Origin of the sequence: Psychromarinibacter halotolerans (assembly GCF_029168315.1) — a bacterium.
In the GTDB taxonomy this organism is placed as follows: domain Bacteria; phylum Pseudomonadota; class Alphaproteobacteria; order Rhodobacterales; family Rhodobacteraceae; genus Psychromarinibacter; species Psychromarinibacter halotolerans.
The window spans coordinates 721,926-739,213 of the sequence record NZ_JARGYD010000001.1; the positions used below are offsets into that span (position 1 = coordinate 721,926).

General features: G+C 67.0%; 13 protein-coding genes. 8 read left to right on the forward strand and 5 right to left on the reverse strand.

The features are described 5' to 3' along the window. Positions 1-153: 153 nt before the first annotated feature. Genes hypF through P1K30_RS03455 form a run of 4 tightly spaced genes read right to left on the reverse strand, consistent with a single transcriptional unit; the run spans position 154 to position 6,162 of the window. Entirely contained in the window at positions 154-2,421 is a 2,268-nt protein-coding gene (gene hypF / locus P1K30_RS03440) for a carbamoyltransferase HypF (RefSeq protein ID WP_275631266.1), read from the reverse strand. After that, the gene (locus P1K30_RS03445; RefSeq protein WP_275631267.1) at positions 2,421-3,854 is read right to left on the reverse strand and encodes a nickel-dependent hydrogenase large subunit; all 1,434 of its coding nucleotides are present in this window, start codon (positions 3,852-3,854) and stop codon (positions 2,421-2,423) included. Before P1K30_RS03445 ends, hypF begins: the two co-directional genes overlap by 1 nt. Then, complete coding sequence (locus P1K30_RS03450) at positions 3,851-4,843, reverse strand: NADH-quinone oxidoreductase subunit B family protein (RefSeq protein WP_275631268.1); 993 nt, start codon at positions 4,841-4,843, stop codon at positions 3,851-3,853. The genes P1K30_RS03445 and P1K30_RS03450 overlap by 4 nt, the downstream gene beginning before the upstream one ends. Then, positions 4,840-6,162, reverse strand: a complete 1,323-nt coding sequence (locus tag P1K30_RS03455; protein ID WP_275631269.1) for a sensor histidine kinase — start codon at positions 6,160-6,162, stop codon at positions 4,840-4,842. The genes P1K30_RS03450 and P1K30_RS03455 overlap by 4 nt, the downstream gene beginning before the upstream one ends. Positions 6,163-6,443: 281 nt before the next feature. Here P1K30_RS03455 and grxB point away from each other — a divergent pair, with 281 nt between their 5' ends. Next, entirely contained in the window at positions 6,444-7,082 is a 639-nt protein-coding gene (gene grxB / locus P1K30_RS03460) for a glutaredoxin 2 (RefSeq protein ID WP_275631270.1), read from the forward strand. 15 nt (positions 7,083-7,097) lie between these two features. Here grxB and P1K30_RS03465 read toward each other — a convergent pair whose 3' ends face one another. Then, a complete protein-coding gene (locus P1K30_RS03465; protein WP_275631563.1) occupies positions 7,098-8,198 on the reverse strand; it encodes a mandelate racemase/muconate lactonizing enzyme family protein in 1,101 nt (366 codons plus the stop codon). A 115-nt stretch (positions 8,199-8,313) separates the two neighbouring features. Here P1K30_RS03465 and pdxR point away from each other — a divergent pair, with 115 nt between their 5' ends. The 7 genes from pdxR to P1K30_RS03500 all read left to right on the forward strand — a co-directional run bounded on the left by pdxR (position 8,314) and on the right by P1K30_RS03500 (position 17,175). Further along, complete coding sequence (gene pdxR, locus P1K30_RS03470; RefSeq protein ID WP_275631271.1) at positions 8,314-9,789, forward strand: MocR-like pyridoxine biosynthesis transcription factor PdxR; 1,476 nt, start codon at positions 8,314-8,316, stop codon at positions 9,787-9,789. A 139-nt stretch (positions 9,790-9,928) separates the two neighbouring features. After that, positions 9,929-11,245 carry an NAD(P)/FAD-dependent oxidoreductase gene (locus P1K30_RS03475; RefSeq protein WP_275631272.1) on the forward strand — a complete coding sequence of 439 codons (1,317 nt, stop codon included), beginning with the start codon at positions 9,929-9,931 and terminating at the stop codon, positions 11,243-11,245. 98 nt (positions 11,246-11,343) lie between these two features. After that, the gene (locus P1K30_RS03480; protein ID WP_275631564.1) at positions 11,344-12,384 is read left to right on the forward strand and encodes a polyamine ABC transporter substrate-binding protein; all 1,041 of its coding nucleotides are present in this window, start codon (positions 11,344-11,346) and stop codon (positions 12,382-12,384) included. Between the two features lie 79 nt (positions 12,385-12,463). Then, complete coding sequence (locus P1K30_RS03485; RefSeq protein WP_275631273.1) at positions 12,464-13,576, forward strand: ABC transporter ATP-binding protein; 1,113 nt, start codon at positions 12,464-12,466, stop codon at positions 13,574-13,576. A 2-nt stretch (positions 13,577-13,578) separates the two neighbouring features. Continuing rightward, positions 13,579-14,502, forward strand: coding sequence for an ABC transporter permease (locus P1K30_RS03490; protein ID WP_275631274.1), 924 nt, complete (start codon positions 13,579-13,581; stop codon positions 14,500-14,502). Then, complete coding sequence (locus tag P1K30_RS03495) at positions 14,499-15,323, forward strand: ABC transporter permease (RefSeq protein WP_275631565.1); 825 nt, start codon at positions 14,499-14,501, stop codon at positions 15,321-15,323. The genes P1K30_RS03490 and P1K30_RS03495 overlap by 4 nt, the downstream gene beginning before the upstream one ends. 148 nt (positions 15,324-15,471) lie before the next feature. Next, the gene (locus P1K30_RS03500; protein WP_275631275.1) at positions 15,472-17,175 is read left to right on the forward strand and encodes a GMC family oxidoreductase; all 1,704 of its coding nucleotides are present in this window, start codon (positions 15,472-15,474) and stop codon (positions 17,173-17,175) included. Positions 17,176-17,288: the final 113 nt, after the last annotated feature.

Genomic DNA, 17,288 nt, shown 5'->3' on the forward strand with positions numbered 1-17,288 from the left:
CCCGGTTGCCGAGGAAAGGGTGCAAGATTCCGACCGCGGGGCCGCGAAACTATTTCAAGATTTATATCAGGATGTTAGCGCGCGTTTCGGCGCATACATTGGCATACCGGACGGTTGCCTGCTTACCGCTTTGCTGCGCCGGTGGTCGGTGTCTTACCGCTGGGACAAACTCTGCGCCGCAGCCACCGCCGCCTGCCCAAGCGCCAGCCCGCCATCATTGGCGGGCGTCTTGCGATGGGTCAGGACGGGCACCCCGTCCAGCGCGCGGCAGGTCAGATCCAACAGCAGCGCATTCTGGAAACACCCGCCCGACAGTACGACCGCCCTCGCCGCCCCCGCTGCGACCAAAGCCCGCGCCTTGTGCGCGAAGACGGCCGCCAGCCAGACATGAAAGGCATAGGCGCACTCTGCCGGGGGCAGGTCCTGTGACCCGGCCTCGACAAGGTTCTGGAACAGGGCGTCCGTCGGGATATCCGGCCCGTCCGCGTCCGGCGCGGCCACCCAGCCCCGGCCCAAGCGCGCCGCCCGCGCGCGATCGGCGGTCAGGGCAAGCGCCTCTAGCCGCATCGCGGCCTCGCCTTCATAGCTTTGCCGGTCCGGGCAGAGGCCCAGCCATCCCGCCACCGCGTCGAACAGGCGTCCGGCGCTGGACGAAAGCGGCGTGTTGATCCCGCTCGCGGCAGCCTGACGCAGCTGCTCTACCGGACCGAAATCGCCCATCCGCGCCTCTGCCCATTGCCCAAGGCCCGCCTGATCCAGCCGCGCGACCGTGTTGCGCCACGGCTGACCCGATGCCCGGTCGCCGCCGATCAGGGGCGCGGGCCGCAGCCAGCCTTCGCGCGAAAAGCCCCGGTAGTCGCCCAACAGCATCTCGCCGCCCCAGATCGTGCCGTCCGACCCAAGGCCGAGCCCGTCCAGAATGATCCCGGCCACCTTGCCGCCTTGCAGCGGCCAGCCGTTTTCGGCAAGGCAAGCGGCCAGATGCGCGTGGTGATGCTGAACCTCAACCAGTGCCAGCCCCTCGGCCATGGCGCGGTCGGTGCCGTGACGCGTCGCGCGGAACTCCGGGTGGGCATCGACCGCCACGATCCCCGGCGCGTGATCGAACAGCGCGGCGTAATCGGCGTCGGCCTGCAGGAAGGCGTCGTAGGTCAAAGCCTCGTCCAACTCGCCCAAGTGATGCCCCAGCAGCGCCTGGCCGTTCTTCACCAGACAGATCGCCGATTTCATCTGCCCGCCATAGGCCACGACCTGCGCCGTGTCGCCGAACCCCTCGGGCAGCGGCAACGTCCCCGGAACGCGCCCCCGCGCGCGGCGCAGCACCATCGGCGGATCGGCCCGCTCGACGCTGTCGTCCAGCCTGCGCGCGATGTCGCGGTCATGCATCAGAAACGCATCGGTAAACTCCGCCAGCGCCACGCGCGCCTCGTCGTTGCCGATCACCTGCGGCTCGCCCGACAGATTGCCGGACGTCATCACCAGCGGACGATCCACCGCGTCCATCAGCAGGTGATGCAGCGGTGTCGAGGGCAGCATCCAGCCAAGCGTGCCTTGCCCCGGCGCCAGCCCCTCGGGCAAGCTGGCCCCGGCTTTGCCAAGAAGAACGATGGGTGCCGCCGGATCTTCCAACAGCGTCTGTTCGGCTTCGGACACGCGGCTATACCGGCGGATCATTTCCAGTGTGCCCATCAGCGCGAAGGGCTTGGCCGGGCGGTTCTTGCGCTGGCGCAGCGTCTCGACCGCCACCGCGTCGGTGGCGTCGCACGCCAGATGGAAACCGCCAAGCGCCTTGATCGCCACGATCTTGCCCATGCGCAGCAGATCGGCGGCCACGGCAATCGGATCTCCCGTCGCCTCGGGCTCGATCCAGACACGCGGCCCGCAGACAGCGCAGGCGACCGGCTGGGCATGGAACCGCCGGTCTGCCGGATCGGCATATTCGCGGGCGCAATCGGCGCACATCTTAAACGGCGCCATCGTCGTGCGCGCGCGGTCATAGGGCAGCCCGCGCAGAATGGTGAAGCGCGGCCCGCAATGGGTGCAGTTGGTAAAGGCATAGCCGCGCCGCCGGGGGTTCTCGCCCCGGATGTCGGCAAGGCAGTCCGGGCAGGTCGCGGCATCCGGCGTCACCCGCGTTTCAGCGCCAGAGCCTTCGCTGGCCGCGATCTCGAACCCTTCCGGGATTTCTGCAAACGCGTGCTCGGCGCTTTCGACGGCGTCGATCCGCGCCAGTGGCGGCGCCTCTGCCGACAAGGCGGCCATGAACCCGTCAAGCTGCGCGCCGACGGCGTGGATCAGCACACCCTCGGGGTCATTCAGGACCGTGCCGCGAATGTCGAACCGCCGCGCCAGTTGCCACACGAAGGGACGGAACCCGACGCCCTGCACCTGCCCCCGCACCCGGACACGTTGGCCGCGCATCAATGCACCGTGCAGACCATGCAGGGGTCGAAGCTGCGCACGATATGCTGGACGGACAGCGGCGTGTCTTCGTCCTCGCCCACCGGCGCGCCTTCCAGCGCGGCTTCGACGGGGCCCGGTGTGCCGTTCGCATCGCGCGGGCTGAAATTCCAGGTGGTCGGCGCGACGATCTGGTAATTCTCGATCTGGCCGTTGCGAACGCTGATCCAGTGGCCAAGCGCCCCGCGCGCCGCCTCGACCAGCCCTTCGCCCGTGCCTTCAGACGGCAGGGTCACGTCGTCCATGAACCGCTGTTCCGGCCGAAGCGCCGTCACCCACTGCTCTAACAGCAACTGCGTCCGGGCAATCTCTAGCAGCCGCCCGGCCACCCGCGCCCGAACGTTGGACCCGCCCGCAACAAGGTCAAGCGCGGCGGGATGGCCATCGACTACCTGCCGCGCGAATGCGCCGGTTTCGACGGTGCGCCCGGCCAGACGCGGTGCTTTGCACCAGCTATAGGCCGGGTCCGACATATCCTCGTCGGGGTCGGTGCGGCCCCGCGACGGGTGCGCGGCTTCGCCCAGCATCCAGCTGTGGCTGATGTCCTCGCGGATGGCGTCGGTCTCGACCGGACGGCACGCGCCGTTCTCCCAAACGCCCGATGCCAGGGCGCGCCCTTCGGCCAGCGGATAGGCCCCGAAAGAAAGATAGCGCCCCGGCCCCGCGCCAAGCGCGGCAAGGTCCAGATCCGCCGCGATCTCCATGAACAGCCCCGCGTCGCCACGATCCCAGCCGGTCAGCGCGCTGGCCGTCGTGAGATCCGCGAACGCCTCGATCGGGGCGCCGAACAGCGTGCCTTCCAGATACCTGCGGAACGCCGCCAAGGTGCTTTGCATCCGGATGCGATCGCGCGCCGACGGCGCGTGGGTCACGCCGCCCGGCTGGATCGCCAGCGTATGGGGCCACTTGCCGCCAAGCAGGCCGACGATGTGCAGGATCTGCGCCCGCGCTTCGACCGCCGCGCGCACGGCGGACCCCTCCATCGCGGTGAACCGCGCGACGGCGCGGTCGTGCCAGTCGCGCCCCTTATAGGCCGCCCGCGCGAAGTCGGCACAGAAGAACAGGTTGAAATGGGTCAGGTGATCGCAAAGATTCTCGACCCCGTGCAGGATCGCGGCGGCAAGCGCGCCTTGCGGTGCGGGCGTGCGCCCGGCCAACGCCCCAAGCGCGGCAGAGGCCGCCGCCGACTGGCTGATCGAACAGATGCCGCAGATCCGCGGCGTGACGGTTAACGCATCCATCTGGGCCTTGCCGACCATCATCATCTCGAACCCGCGAAACATCGGCGAGTTGGCATAGGCCTGCGCCACCCGGCCATCTTCGATCGCAAGCCGGATCTCAAGGTCACCCTCGACCCGATTGAACGGCCCGACCAGCAGGCTGCGTTCGGTCATTTCTTGTCCCGCCGCAACGTGGGCGTGACCTGTACGCGGTCCGCCACCGCGTTCTCGGCAAGCCGCTTGGGCGTCGCGGCCTTGGACAGCGACGCCAGCGCCATGAACCACGCCTTGGGCATGTCCGACGGAAGCCCGACGGGGATGCCCGCGAACTTGGGCGTCTGCGAGAACGGATGATGCGGCTCTTCGAACTCGGGGGCGGTGCAGTCGATGCAGGCATACCCCGCCTTCGTGCACGAGCTGCCGCCGTTCCAGCCGCGGATGTTGCAATCCCCCACCGCTTGCGTGCCGACGCAGCCAAGATGCTCCATCATACAGCCCAGTTGGCCGGGCTTTTCGGCGCTGGCCTTGTATTCATAGAACTCGTTTCTCGAACAAGCATGGTGCACAAGGTTCTCGGCGTAGAACAGCGGCCTGTTCAGCCCGTCCAGATCGGCCGCTCCCAAGCTGTCGGCGGCGATCAGCAAAAGCGTTTCCGTCACCCAGTCGGGATGCGTCGGGCAGCCAGCCACGTTGATGACGGGCAATCCCGCCCGTCCGCGAAACTCGGCCGGCAAGGCGCCGCCGGGATAGCTGCCGTCGTATTGCACCCCGATGGCGCCCGACGGATTGCCGCCGGCGGATGTCATCCCGCCATAGGTCGCACAGGTGCCCACGGCCACGACGTGACCGGCCAGCGGCGCCAAAGACCGGACCCAGTCCAGCATGGACCGCCCGGTGCCCGCCAGCATCTGGAATTTCCCCGTCCCCTTCGGACCGGTCAGGATCGAGCCTTCGATGCACAGGATATCCAGCGGCTGCGACCCGTCCTCGATCGCCGCAAGAAGGCGGCGCACTTCGCCGCCCGTCTGTTCCGACAGCGAGGGATGCCAAAGGAAGTTCAGACCGGCATCGCCCAGCAGATCGAAGACGCCGGGGCCTTCGGCGCACAGCAGGGACATCGTGCAGCCCCCGCAGCCCGCCGATTGCAGCCAGAGTATGTTCATGCCCCCTCCTCGACCGGCAGGCTCAACTCGAAACAGGTGCCATCCGGCCCCGTCCATGCCAGCGTCAGCGCGCCGTCATGCTCTTCGGCGATCTTGTGGGAAATCGAAAGTCCCAGACCGGTGCCCTTGCCGACGGGCTTGGTCGTGAAGAACGGGTCGAAGATCGCCGCGACGTCCTTGTCGGCGATGCCCGGCCCGTTGTCGACCACCTGCAGCACGACATGATCGTCCCGGTCCTTCACCCGCAGCGTCAGCGACGGCGAGGGCGTGTCGGCCAAAGCGTCGATCGCGTTCTGCACAAGGTTCATGACGATCTGCTGCACATGGCCCGGGTTGCCGCGCGCCTGCCGGTGCGACGCGTCCTCGAACGCGATGTCCAGCGGCTGCGGGCTGGTGCGCACCACCCAGTCGGCCGCCGTGCGCGTTGTCTCCATCAAGTCGAAGCTGACCAGCTTCCCGGCCCCTTCGGAACTCAGGCGGCGCAGATCCTCGACGATGTCGCGGACCCGCTCGGCCCCGTCCTTGGCCCCCTCGATGGCGGTGCGCAGGTTGCGAACCGTCTTGTCCAGCCGCAATTCATCGCGCATCGCCGCCAGTTCGGGTCGGCTTGCGCCCGATTGAACCGCGTCGAAATAGGTCTCGAACCGTTCGGTGTATTTCTGAAGCGCGTGCGTGTTGGCATAGACAAAGCTGATCGGGTTGTTCAGCTCGTGCGCGACACCGGCGACCAATCGCCCAAGCGAGGCCAGCTTTTCGGTCCTGACCAACTGGGTCTGCGCCTGCTGTAGGGCGACGTGGCTGGCTTCCAGTTCGGAATAGGCGCTTCGCAGCTCGCCCAGCGGACGCCCAAGCAACACCACGCTTTGGCTGCGGCCACGTTGATCCAGCCGCGGACTGACGCTTATCTCAAGCGGCGTCGGCCCCTCTGACGTGGCGAATTCCGCCTCGACCATTGTCGGCTCGCGGGTGCGCATAACGGTTTCGATGGCCACGGGAAGCGCGTTCTCTTCCGGCTTTTCCAACAGCGTCACAAGCGGCACGCCCGCCTCGGCCCGCGTGTCGGCGCCAAGGATCTTGGTGATGGCACCCCCGGTGCGTTCGATGGTTCCGGTCTTGTCGACGACAAGCAGAAGGTCCGACACCGAAGACAGAACGGAAAACATGAACTGGCGCATGTCGTCCAGTTCCCGGTTCTGCTTTTCCAGCCGTTCCTGATAATCGACCAATTCGGAATAGGTACGGTCCATCGCGTCGATGACGTCTTTCCAGGCGTCTTCGCTAAGGTTTTTGAGTGGATCATCGACGGTGCTTGGCGTCATTCTGGCCTCCTGCCTTGGGCAGGCTAAGGCCCCGAACGGAAAACACAAGAAGCCCGCGTCGCCCGGACGGACAGAACCGCGCCCGGCGAACCCAACGGATCGGCGCGGCGCGACCGCATCGGCGGGTCTGCCGGATGGCCTGCCGCCCGCCGCGCCACCCTGCCTGCAAAAGCGGCGCTTGCCCGCGCGCGCCCCGCTGCGGGCGCCGGTCTTCCCGCCGTCAGCCTTTCAACCACCGGCCGGTTGCGATAGCCGAGGTCCCGAACCGACCGGAGACCGACATGAAGCTTTACGTCTATGACCACTGCCCTTTCTGCGTCCGCGCACGGATGCCACTGGGGCTGAAAGGGATCGAGGCAGAGACCGTCTTTCTTGATAACCACGACGAGACGACGCCGATTTCGATGATCGGGGCGAAGATGCTGCCGATCCTTGAAGACGGCGACGGCCACCTTGGCGAAAGCCTTGATATCGTGCACAAACTGGATGGTCTGTCCGAGCCCCGTCTGTTCGACGGCGAGCCAAGAAAGGACCTGACCGACTGGCTGCGCGAGGCCGGACCGGCGATCAACACGCTGGTCATTCCGCGTGCGCCCGACCCCGTCTACCCCGAGTTCCGCGACCCAGACGCCGTGGCCTATTTCACCGAGAAGAAAGAGGCGAACTTCGGGGATTTCGACGGGCTTCTGGCCAAGACGGACGAGAAGATCCGCGAGGTCGAGGCCGCGCTGAACCGGCTGATCCCGCTTTTGCCGGACCCCGAGGCGCCGTCGATCGACGACATCTACCTGTTCCCGATCCTGCGCGGGCTGACCATCGTGCCGGGGCTGACGATGCCCGAGCCGGTCGCGGCCTATACCGCGCGGATGTCGGAGCGCACGGGGCTGGCGTTGGTGCCGGAGCTGCGCAAGGCGGCCTGAACTGGGGCGCTTCGCTCAGACCTCGCTGACCGCATAACGCGACCGGGCCAGCCAGTCCGGCGACACCTCGACGCCCCAGCCCGGGGCGTCGGTCACCGTCGCGAACCCGTCTTCGATCGGATAGGGGTTCGAGGTGAACAGCCCCTCTTGCCACGGGTAATAGTCCGGGCCTTCGATCGAGAATTCCAGATACTTGCCCGCGTTCGGGATCGCCCGCAGCAGGTGCATGGTGAACATCGTCACCAGCGACAGGTTCGCGGCATGGGGCGTGACGGGAAGACCAGCCTCTGCCGCCATGCGGGCCACGCGCAGCGTGCGGGATATGCCGCCGATATAGCAGATGTCGGGTTGCACGATGTCGACCACGCGGTCGCGGATCATCAGGCGCCAGTTCGCCATCATGCAGTCCTGTTCGCCCCCGGCGACGTCGATGTCCAGCGCGTCAGTGACCTGCTTGGTCTGGTCGAACTCCCAATAGGGGCACGGTTCCTCGAAATGGGAAATACCGTTGTCGGCCAATAGCTTGCCGACCTCGATGGCCCGGTCGGGCGAATAGCACGAATTTCCGTCCACCAGCAGCGCAGGGCTGTCGCCCAGCCGCTTGCGGATCAGCGGCACGATCTCTTCGGTGCGGCCCGGCCATTCGTCGCGGTTGCGGCCGACCTCCATGCCGACGCGGAACTTGAAGGCATCGAAGCCGTGCGCGTCCTGCAACCGGGCGAAACGGTCGGCCTCATCCGCCGGGGTGATGTCCCGCTTCATCGACGACGCATAGGCCCGGACCCGGCCCGGCGTTCCGCCGATCAGCGCGCACACCGGCTGGCCTTCGCGTTTGCCGCGCATGTCCCAGATCGCCGTGTCGACACCGCCCATCGCGCGCCGCAGGTAGGCGCCGGGAAACTTGTGCTCGCGGTCGCGGACGGTATCCAGCATCTCGTCGATGTCGGTCGTGTCCATCCCCAGCGCGAAGGGTGCGACCTGCCGGTGCAGGACCTGCGCTGTGATATCGGCGTTGTAGGGCGCGACCTGCCCCCAGCCCTGCTCCCCGTCCTCTGCCGTGGCCCGGACGAAACAGACGAATTCGTCGGTGAAGGTTTCAAGCCGTGTCAGTTTCATCGTCTTCATCGCCGGGCGTCCGCTTCTTCCTGCCGTGCCGAGGCTGTAGATTAATTGGCCCGGTGAGTATATCCATTTCCTGATCTTGATCAGGCCAATCCAGGGAGGAAGCGGGATGAAGCAGGCATCGGGCGCCTTGCTGAGCGCGATCCGGCTGGACCGGACGTCGCGGCGCAGCCTGAGCGTGCAGTTATACATGGCGCTGCGCGACATCATCCTGTCGGGCGGCCTGCGCCCCGGCGAGAAACTGCCCGCCACCCGCATCCTCGCCCGCGAAGCCGGGGTGTCGCGGACCACCGCCATCGACGCCGTCGACCGGCTGGTGGCTGAAGGCATGGCGGAATCCCGCGTCGGCGCCGGGACCTATATCACCGACACGCTGGAAGCACGGGTCGCGGCGGGGGACGCGCCGTCCGGCCAGCCGGCCGAGCCGCAACCTCGCCTGTCCGACGCCCTGTCGCTGGACGCGCCCGACTATGCCCGGAGGACGTGGCTGCCGCACGAGGCGCGCGCCTTCATCACCGCCCTGCCCGCGCTGGACGCATTTCCGATGGCGCACTGGGCCCGCCTGTCGGCCCGGCACCTGCGGGGCGGGCGCGGCATGGTGATGGGCTATGGTCAGCCCAAGGGCTTCGCGCCCCTGCGGCAGGCTATCGCCACCCACCTTGGCGCGCTGAAAGGCATCCGGTGCAGCCCCGAGCAGGTCTTCGTGACCAGCGGCGCGCAGCAGGCGTTTTCCATCATCGGCAAGCTGTTCCTGACCCCTGGCGACCGGGTGTGGATGGAGAACCCCGGCGCCTCGGGTGCGCGGAACGCGCTGCTGTCCGAAGGCGCCGATCTTGTGCCGGTCGATGTCGACAGCGACGGGTTGGTGGTGGCCGACGGGCTGGCCAAGTCGCCGTCGTTCCGGCTGGCTTTTGTCACCCCGTCCCACCAGCAGCCGCTGGGCCATGTCATGTCGCTGCACCGGCGGTTCGAGCTGTTGCAGGCCGCCGCCGACGCCCGCGCGCTGGTGATCGAAGACGACTACGACGGAGAGTTCCACCACGATGGCACTCCACAGCCTGCGCTGTGCAGCACCGATACCGGGGGTCGGGTGCTGTACGTGGGGACCTTTTCCAAGACGTTGTTCCCGTCGCTTCGGCTGGGCTACGTCGTGGTGCCCGAGCGGATGGTCGACGTGTTCGACCGGGTGTTCCAGTCGTGGGCCAGCGGGCCGTCGACCGCGACACAGGCCATCGTCGCGGACTTCATGGACGAGGGGCATTTCGCGACGCACATCCGGCTGATGCGCAGGCTGTACAAGGCCCGCCATGACGCGCTGATGGACGCCGGGCGGTCGCTGCCGGACAGTCTGCGCCTGCAGGAAACCAGCAGCGGCTTTCACACCCTTGGCGATCTGGAGGACGGGCGCGATGAACAGGCGGTGGTGGACGAGGCCGGCGCCAAGGGTGTCATCCTTGCCCCGCTGTCGCGCTACTGCATGCGCCCGATCCCGCGCGCGGGGCTGGTGTTCGGCTTCGGCAGCGCGACGCCCGAGGACATCGCGCGCGGGATCGAGACGATCCGCGACCTTCCGTCCCTGCGCTAGGCCACCGGGTCCATTGGCGCGCCAAATTGGTCTGGACCGATTGCCAAAATGGATATGATGCGCAGGCCAATGCTATCTTAGCTTTTCCGCAGACCACCGCGCGGGCCGCCGCCTGCCGCGGCTGAACCGGAGATGAAAGATGGCGCGCGACGTGGCATTGGGCCCTCGCCAACAGTCCTATTGGCTCGACCAGATCGACCCGATGCCGGCCCTGCCAAAGGTGCCGCCCGCGCGGGTGGACGTGCTGGTGATCGGCGCCGGATACACCGGGCTGAACGCGGCGATCCAGACCGCGCGCGGCGGACGGTCCACGCTGGTCATCGACGCGCACGCGCCCGGCTATGGGTGCTCCACCCGCAACGGTGGCCAGATCAGCACCAGCGTCAAACCCTCGCGCGCGAAGCTTGCCGCAAAGTTCGGGGATGCCCGCGCCCGCGCGATCCGGGACGAAGGCCGCGCCGCGCTGGACTGGATCGGCACGATGGTCGCCGACGAGGGTCTGGACTGCGATTTCCGCCGTTGCGGCCGGTATCACGCCGCGCACACGCCGCAGCACTACGAGGCGCTGGCGCGCGAGGCAGAGACCCTGCGCACCGAAGAGGATGCCGAGTGCTTCGCCGTGCCCCGCGCCGAGCAGCGGCGCGAAATGGGGTCGGACGTGTATCACGGCGGCGTGGTGTTTCCCAAACATTGCTCGATCCACCCGGCGAAATACCATCGCGGCCTGCTGGATCTGGCGCTGGACGCGGGGGCGTCGGTGGTGGGGGACTGCCCTGCCCTTGCGATCGAACGCACCGCCAACGGCCACAGCGTCGTGACCCCGCACGGGCCGATCGAGGCGCGCGACGTGATCGTGGCTACCAACGGCTATACCGGCCCTCTGACCCCGTGGCTGCGCCGCCGGGTCATTCCGATCGGCAGCTACATCATCACGACCGACCCCTTGCCGCCATCGCTGGTGGACGAACTGTTCCCGACAGACCGCATCGCGTCCGACACCTGCAAAGTCGTCTATTACTACCGCGCCACGCCAGACCGCACGCGCATCCTGTTCGGTGGCCGCGTGTCGGCCCGCGAGACGGACACGGCGCAAAGTGCTGTCCGCCTCACCGACGCCATGTGCCGGATCTTTCCGCAACTGAAAGGCCGCGGCCTGTCCCATTCATGGAGCGGCACGGTCGCCTACAGCTTCGACGAGATGGCCCACACCGGCGTGCACGACGGGGTCCACTACGCCCTTGGTTACTGTGGGTCCGGCGTGTCGATGGCCAGCTATCTTGGAATGCGCACGGGGCAGAAGGTGCTGGGACGGCCCGAGGGCCGCACCGCCTTCGATGACCTGCCACACCCCACGCGCCCGTTGTACTCGGGCACGCCGTGGTTCCTGCCCTCGGCGGTGGCTTGGTACCGCTGGCGCGACACCCGCGAATGCCGACGCGCCGCCGCGTCCGCCTGAACGACAGCCCCTTCGGCGACTGCCGGGTCGAGGGGGCGAAGCACAACCGGCAAGACGCCGCGCCCAATGCGGCCACGACCAACAAGGAGGTACCGACCATGAAGACCAAGGCGACACTTATCGCGACCGTCTCGCTGCTGGCGACCGCGGCCGCGGCGCAGGACAAGTCCCTGACGATCGCATCGTGGGGCGGCTCGTATCAGGATGCGCAAAGCATGGCCCTGTTCGAGCCCGCCGCCGAGGCGACCGGGATCGACGTTAGTCAGGAAACCTATGGCGGCATGGCCGACGTGCGGCTTCAGGTGTCGACCGGCGCGGTGACGCTGGACATCGTCGCCTCTGGCTCGGGCTCTGCCGCGCGCGCGGGGGCCGAGGGGCTGCTGGAAGAGCTCGACTATGACGTGATCGACGTGTCGAACTTCTATCCCACGCTTTACAGCCCCTACTGCGTCGGCGGTGACGTGTTCTCGACCGTTTATGCGTGGAATACCGACACCTACGGCGAGGACGGCCCGCAAAGCTGGGCCGATTTCTGGGACGTAGAGAAATTCCCCGGCACCCGCGCCTATCGCGGTTCGGTCGCGGGCGCGCTGGAACCGGCCCTGCTGGCCGACGGGGTTCCGCCCGAAGAGGTCTACGAGGTGCTGTCGTCGGAAGAAGGCATCGAACGCGCGCTGGACAAGATCCGCGAATTGAAGCCGCATATCGAGGTGTTCTGGTCCTCGGGCGCCCAGCACGCGCAGCTGATGAAGGACGGCGAGGTCGACATGACCACCGGGTGGAACGGCCGCTTCGACAACGCCGCCAAGGACGGCGGCGCGGTGATGTATTCGTTCAACGAGGCGCTTCTGGACTACGACTGCTTCGCGATCCCGAAAGGGGCGCCGAACCTTGACGTCGCGATGGAATTCCTCGCCGAGATCTCGAAGCCCGAGTACCAGGACGATCTGCCGAAATACATCACCTACGGGCCGACCAACAAGCTGGCCTACGACACCGGCGAGATCACCGACGAGGTCGCCGCTGGGCTGCCGTCGTCCCCCGAGAACGCCGCGATGCAGCTGCCGATCTCGCTGGAATGGTACGCCGAATGGGAAACCATCGCCGCCGAGATGTACGCGGAAATGCTGACCGAGTGATCCGGAACGCCGGTTCTGATACCCTGCGGGCGGGCGCTTTGGCGCCCGTTCCGCCCCACCGCAGCCCGAGGGGACCGACTTGACCGCCGCACTGACTGCCGACCGCCCTGCCGCCACGACCGACGCGTTGCCGATCTCGGTTCGGAACATCACCAAGACCTACGGGCCCGTCCACGCGCTGGACGATGTCTCGCTTGAGGTGCGCAGCGGCGAGTTCCTGACGCTTCTGGGGCCTTCGGGGTCGGGCAAGACGACGCTGTTGATGGTGCTGGCCGGGTTCACCCGCCCCGACTGTGGCAGCCTGCGCTTCGGCGACCGCGAGGTGATCCGCACCCCGCCGCATCTGCGCGATGTCGGCATGACGTTCCAAAGCTACGCGCTGTTCCCCCATATGACGGTGGCCGGGAACGTCGGCTATCCGCTGCGGCTGCGCAAACGCCCGAAGGCCGAGATCGCCGAACGGGTCGAACGGGCGCTGGAAACGGTGCAGCTTGGCGGCTACGGCAACCGGCGGATCGATCAGTTGTCGGGCGGGCAGCGCCAGCGCGTCGCGGTGGCCCGCGCCATCGTGTTCGAGCCGCAGATCCTGCTGATGGACGAACCCCTGTCGGCATTGGACAAGAAGCTGCGCGACCAGATGCAGATCGAATTGCGCCACCTGCACGAACAGCTTGGCATGACCACGGTCTACGTCACCCACGACCAGCGCGAGGCGCTGACCATGTCCGACCGCATCGCGGTGGTGAACCACGGGCGGATCATGCAACTGGCCACGCCCCGCGACCTGTACGAACGCCCCGCGAACCGCTTTGTAGCTGATTTCATTGGCGAATCCACCTTTCTGCCGGTGCAGCGCAAGGGCGACCGGGTCTATTTCGGCGACACCGCCCTGCGCCACGACATGGCGGTTCCCGACGCACGAGAGCTGCTGCTGATGGTGCGGCCCGAACGGATCGTGCTGTCACCCGATGGCGCCCGCGACGGCGCCAACAACTTCTCCGCCACGGCGACCGACGTGGTCTATCAGGGCGACACCTTTCTGCTGCACGCCGAACTGGCGGGTGGCCACCGCATCGCCCTGCGCGGCGCGACGCGCGGCGTCGAGCTGTCGGCGATGCCATCGGTCGGGGATACCGTGACGCTTAGCGTGGCGCCCGAAGACACCGTGCTGATCGACGGACGGGAGGCCTGAGCATGGTCGCCACCGCCGACGCCGCCCTGTCCCGCCCCGCCCCGTCCACCGGCGGCGCCAACGCGGCCGGGCTGCGCCGGGACGCGCGGCTGGAACGGCTGCGGCTGTTCGGACTGGCCTCGCCCGCGATCCTGCTGATCCTTGTGATCCTCGTGATCCCGGTGGGCTGGCTGTTCTACGTGTCGTTCATCGGCGCGGACGGCACGTTTTCACTGGAAAACTACGAGCGGATGGTGAACCGAAAATCCTACGTCCGGATCTTCATCACCACCTTTCAGGTCAGTTTCCTGACCACCGGCCTGTGCATCCTGATCGGCTATCCGCTGGCCTATTTCATCGCCGGCCTGCCGGGCCGCGCCGCGAACCTGTGCCTGATCACCGTGCTGCTGCCATTCTGGACCTCGCTTCTGGTGCGGACCTACGCGTGGCTGGTGCTGCTGCAAAAGCAGGGGCTGATCAACAGCTGGGCGATCTCGCTGGGGCTGTGGGACGAGCCGGTGAAGATGGTCCACAACATGACCGGCACCCTGATCGGGATGGTGCATATCATGCTGCCTTTCCTGATCCTGCCGGTGTACGGCGCCATGCGCGCGGTGGACCGCGATTTCATGAAGGCCGCCGCCAACCTTGGCGCGACCCCGCGGCGGGCGTTCTGGACCGTCTTCTTCCCGCTGACCGCGCCGGGTCTGTTCGCCGGGTCGCTGATGGTCTTCATCCTGTGCCTTGGCTTCTTCGTGACCCCGGCGGTGCTGGGCGGTGGCAAGGTGATCATGGTGTCGATGAAGATCGTGTCCAACATCGAGATGTTCGTGAACTGGGGCGCGGCCAGCGCGATGGGGGTCGTGCTGCTGGTGCTGACGGTGGCGATCCTGTGGGTCGCCTCGCGCTTCTTGCGGCTGGAACAGATCGCCGGAGGAGGACACTGATGCGCTGGCTGAGGTCTCCCGCGACCGAGACGCAGGTCACCCACGGCCAACGGCTGTGGCTGTATATCTTCGCGGTGATCGTGATGGCGCTGCTGGTGGCGCCGACGCTGATCGTGATCCCGATGTCCTTCTCGGACAGCCAGTATCTGGAATTCCCGCCCGAGGTCTGGTCGACCCGCTGGTACGACACCTATTTCAGTTCCGACGAATGGATGCGTGCCACTGTGACCTCACTGAAAACGGCGGTGCTGACGATGATGGTGGCCACCCCGGTGGGCGTGCTGGCGGCCTACGGGCTGCACTGTTCCAGCATCGCCTTCGTTCGCGCGGCGTTCGTGCTGATGCTGACGCCGATGATGGTGCCGCTGGTGCTGGTCGCGATCGGGGCGTTCTATGCCTATGCCAAACTGAACCTGCTGTATTCGCTGACTGGGCTGGTCATGGCGCACACGGTGCTGGCGCTGCCGCTGGTGGTGATCGTCACCGGCGCGGCGCTGAAAAGTTATGACATGGCGCAGGAGGACGCCGCGCGCAGCCTTGGCGCGCCACGCTGGAAGGCGTTCCTGACCGTCACGCTGCCGCAGATCCGCTTTGCGGTCGTCACGGCGGCGCTGCTATCGTTCCTGACTTCGTTCGACGAGGTTGTCGTGGCGATGTTCATCTCGGGCGGCGACAACCCGACGCTGACGCGGAACATGTTCAACGCCCTGCGCGACCAGATCGACCCGACCATCGCGGCGATCTCGACCATCATGATCCTTGTCACCACGGGGATGATGGTGCTGGCACAGCTGTTCGGCGGACGGCGGGACCAGGATTGACCCGCCGGTTTCCGTTCGACAGCGCGCGCGGTTGCGAATGGACCTGCACGATTTCCGTAATGGCACTCGCAACCAGACCAATGTGCGGCTAGCGTCGACAGCCGAACCCGCCCTTCGGCGGGCCCAAGGGCGTGGCAGGCAAGGGCAGATGTCCGAATACGACTTCATCATCGTGGGCGCCGGTTCCGCCGGATGCGTCCTTGCGAACCGGCTGTCCGAGGACGGCCGCTATTCCGTGCTGTTGCTGGAAGCGGGCGGCAGCGACCTGAACTTCTGGATCTGGATGCCGATCGGCTATGGCAAGACCTTCTATCGCCGGTCGGTGAACTGGATGTACCACACCGAACCCGAACCGAACCTTGACGGACGCATCAGCTATTGGCCGCGCGGCAAGGTCATGGGCGGGTCCAGCTCGATCAACGCGATGGTCTACATCCGCGGGCAGGCTGGCGACTTCGAGGATTGGAAGGCGATGGGCAATCCCGGCTGGGGCTGGGACGACGTGCTGCCCTTCTTCCGCCGGTCCGAAACCAACGACCGCGGTGGCAGCGACATCCGGGGCGGCGACGGGCCGGTCCATGTCGCGACGATGGACCGCTACCTGCACCCGATGTGCGAGGATTTCCTGCGCGCCGGCGAAGAGGTCCAGTTCCCCCGCAACCCCGACTTCAACGGTCCGTCGCAGGAAGGTGTCGGAACCTACCAGAACACCGCGAAAGGAGGGATGCGCATGTCGGCGGCGCGGGCCTATGTCCGCCCGGCCCGTAAGCGTCCGAACCTGAAGGTGGTGACGCGGGCAATGACCACCCGCATCCTGTTCGACGGCAAGCGGGCCACCGGCGTCCGTTACATAAGGCGCGGCACGACGCACGAGGTCCGCGCCCGGCGCGAAGTCATCGTGTCCGCCGGTGCGATCAACTCGCCGCAGCTTCTGCAACTGTCCGGCATCGGCCCCGGCGCCCTGCTGCAAGCCCACGGGATCGACGTCGTCCGCGCCGCCGAAGGCGTTGGCCGCAACCTGCAGGACCATCTGGCCATCGACTTTCTGTACCGCTCGAAGGTGCCGACGCTGAACCAGCAGCTTGGCCCGTGGTATGGCAAGCTGCGGCACGGGCTGCACTATGTGCTGACCCGCAAGGGTATCCTGTCTCTGGGCGTCAATCAGGCGGGTGGCTTCGTGCGCAGCCGGCCCGGTCTGACGCGACCGAACATGCAGCTGTTCTTCTCGCCCGTCAGCTACACCAAGGCGGTCCCCGGCAAGCGCGCGTTGATGAGTCCCGATCCCTTCCCCGGCTTCCTGATGGGCGCGCAGCCCACCCGACCCACCAGCCGGGGCCACCTTGAAATCCGGTCACCCGACCCGATGGCGCCGCCCGCGATCCATCCGAACTATCTTGGCACCGACATCGATGTGCAGGAAATGCTGGAGGCGTCGCAGATCATGCGCCGCATCGCCGCCGCGCCCGCGCTGCAACGGGTGATCGAGTCCGAGATCCTGCCCGGTCCGCAGGTCCAAAGCGACGCCGAGATGATCGCCGACATCCGCGCCCGCGCGGGCACGGTGTTCCACCCCGTCAGCACCTGCCGCATGGGCCCCGACCCGGTGCGCGACGTGGTGGACGCTCGGTTGCGGGTGCATGGCATCGACGGCCTGCGGGTCGCGGATGCCTCTATTTTTCCGACGGTTACATCGGGAAACACCAACGCCCCGGCGATCATGGTGGGCGAAAAGGCGTCGCAAATGATTCTCGACGATCACCGCGCGGGGCCTGCGGGCGGCGCCGGTCCTTCGGTGCGAACCGGCGACTGCGTCCGCGAAACGCCCGTTTCCGCGCCGTTTCAGACCGCCTGATCCCATCGCCCACCCGCTGCCGCCACGGCGGTTCCGGCGCATGTCCGTTCCGTATCCGGTTCTGTCGTTTTCAAGCCAAACGCCGCGGCGCGGCGCTGATAGGACGAGGGGAG

Coding starts and splice junctions, on each gene's coding strand:
- P1K30_RS03455 (WP_275631269.1), bottom strand. CDS start 6,162: ATGACGCCAAGCACCGTCGATGATCCACTCAAAAACCTTAGCGAAGAC.
- P1K30_RS03450 (WP_275631268.1), bottom strand. CDS start 4,843: ATGAACATACTCTGGCTGCAATCGGCGGGCTGCGGGGGCTGCACGATG.
- grxB (WP_275631270.1), top strand. CDS start 6,444: ATGAAGCTTTACGTCTATGACCACTGCCCTTTCTGCGTCCGCGCACGG.
- P1K30_RS03500 (WP_275631275.1), top strand. CDS start 15,472: ATGTCCGAATACGACTTCATCATCGTGGGCGCCGGTTCCGCCGGATGC.
- P1K30_RS03475 (WP_275631272.1), top strand. CDS start 9,929: ATGGCGCGCGACGTGGCATTGGGCCCTCGCCAACAGTCCTATTGGCTC.
- P1K30_RS03480 (WP_275631564.1), top strand. CDS start 11,344: ATGAAGACCAAGGCGACACTTATCGCGACCGTCTCGCTGCTGGCGACC.
- P1K30_RS03465 (WP_275631563.1), bottom strand. CDS start 8,198: ATGAAACTGACACGGCTTGAAACCTTCACCGACGAATTCGTCTGTTTC.
- hypF (WP_275631266.1), bottom strand. CDS start 2,421: ATGCGCGGCCAACGTGTCCGGGTGCGGGGGCAGGTGCAGGGCGTCGGG.
- P1K30_RS03445 (WP_275631267.1), bottom strand. CDS start 3,854: ATGACCGAACGCAGCCTGCTGGTCGGGCCGTTCAATCGGGTCGAGGGT.
- pdxR (WP_275631271.1), top strand. CDS start 8,314: ATGAAGCAGGCATCGGGCGCCTTGCTGAGCGCGATCCGGCTGGACCGG.
- P1K30_RS03490 (WP_275631274.1), top strand. CDS start 13,579: ATGGTCGCCACCGCCGACGCCGCCCTGTCCCGCCCCGCCCCGTCCACC.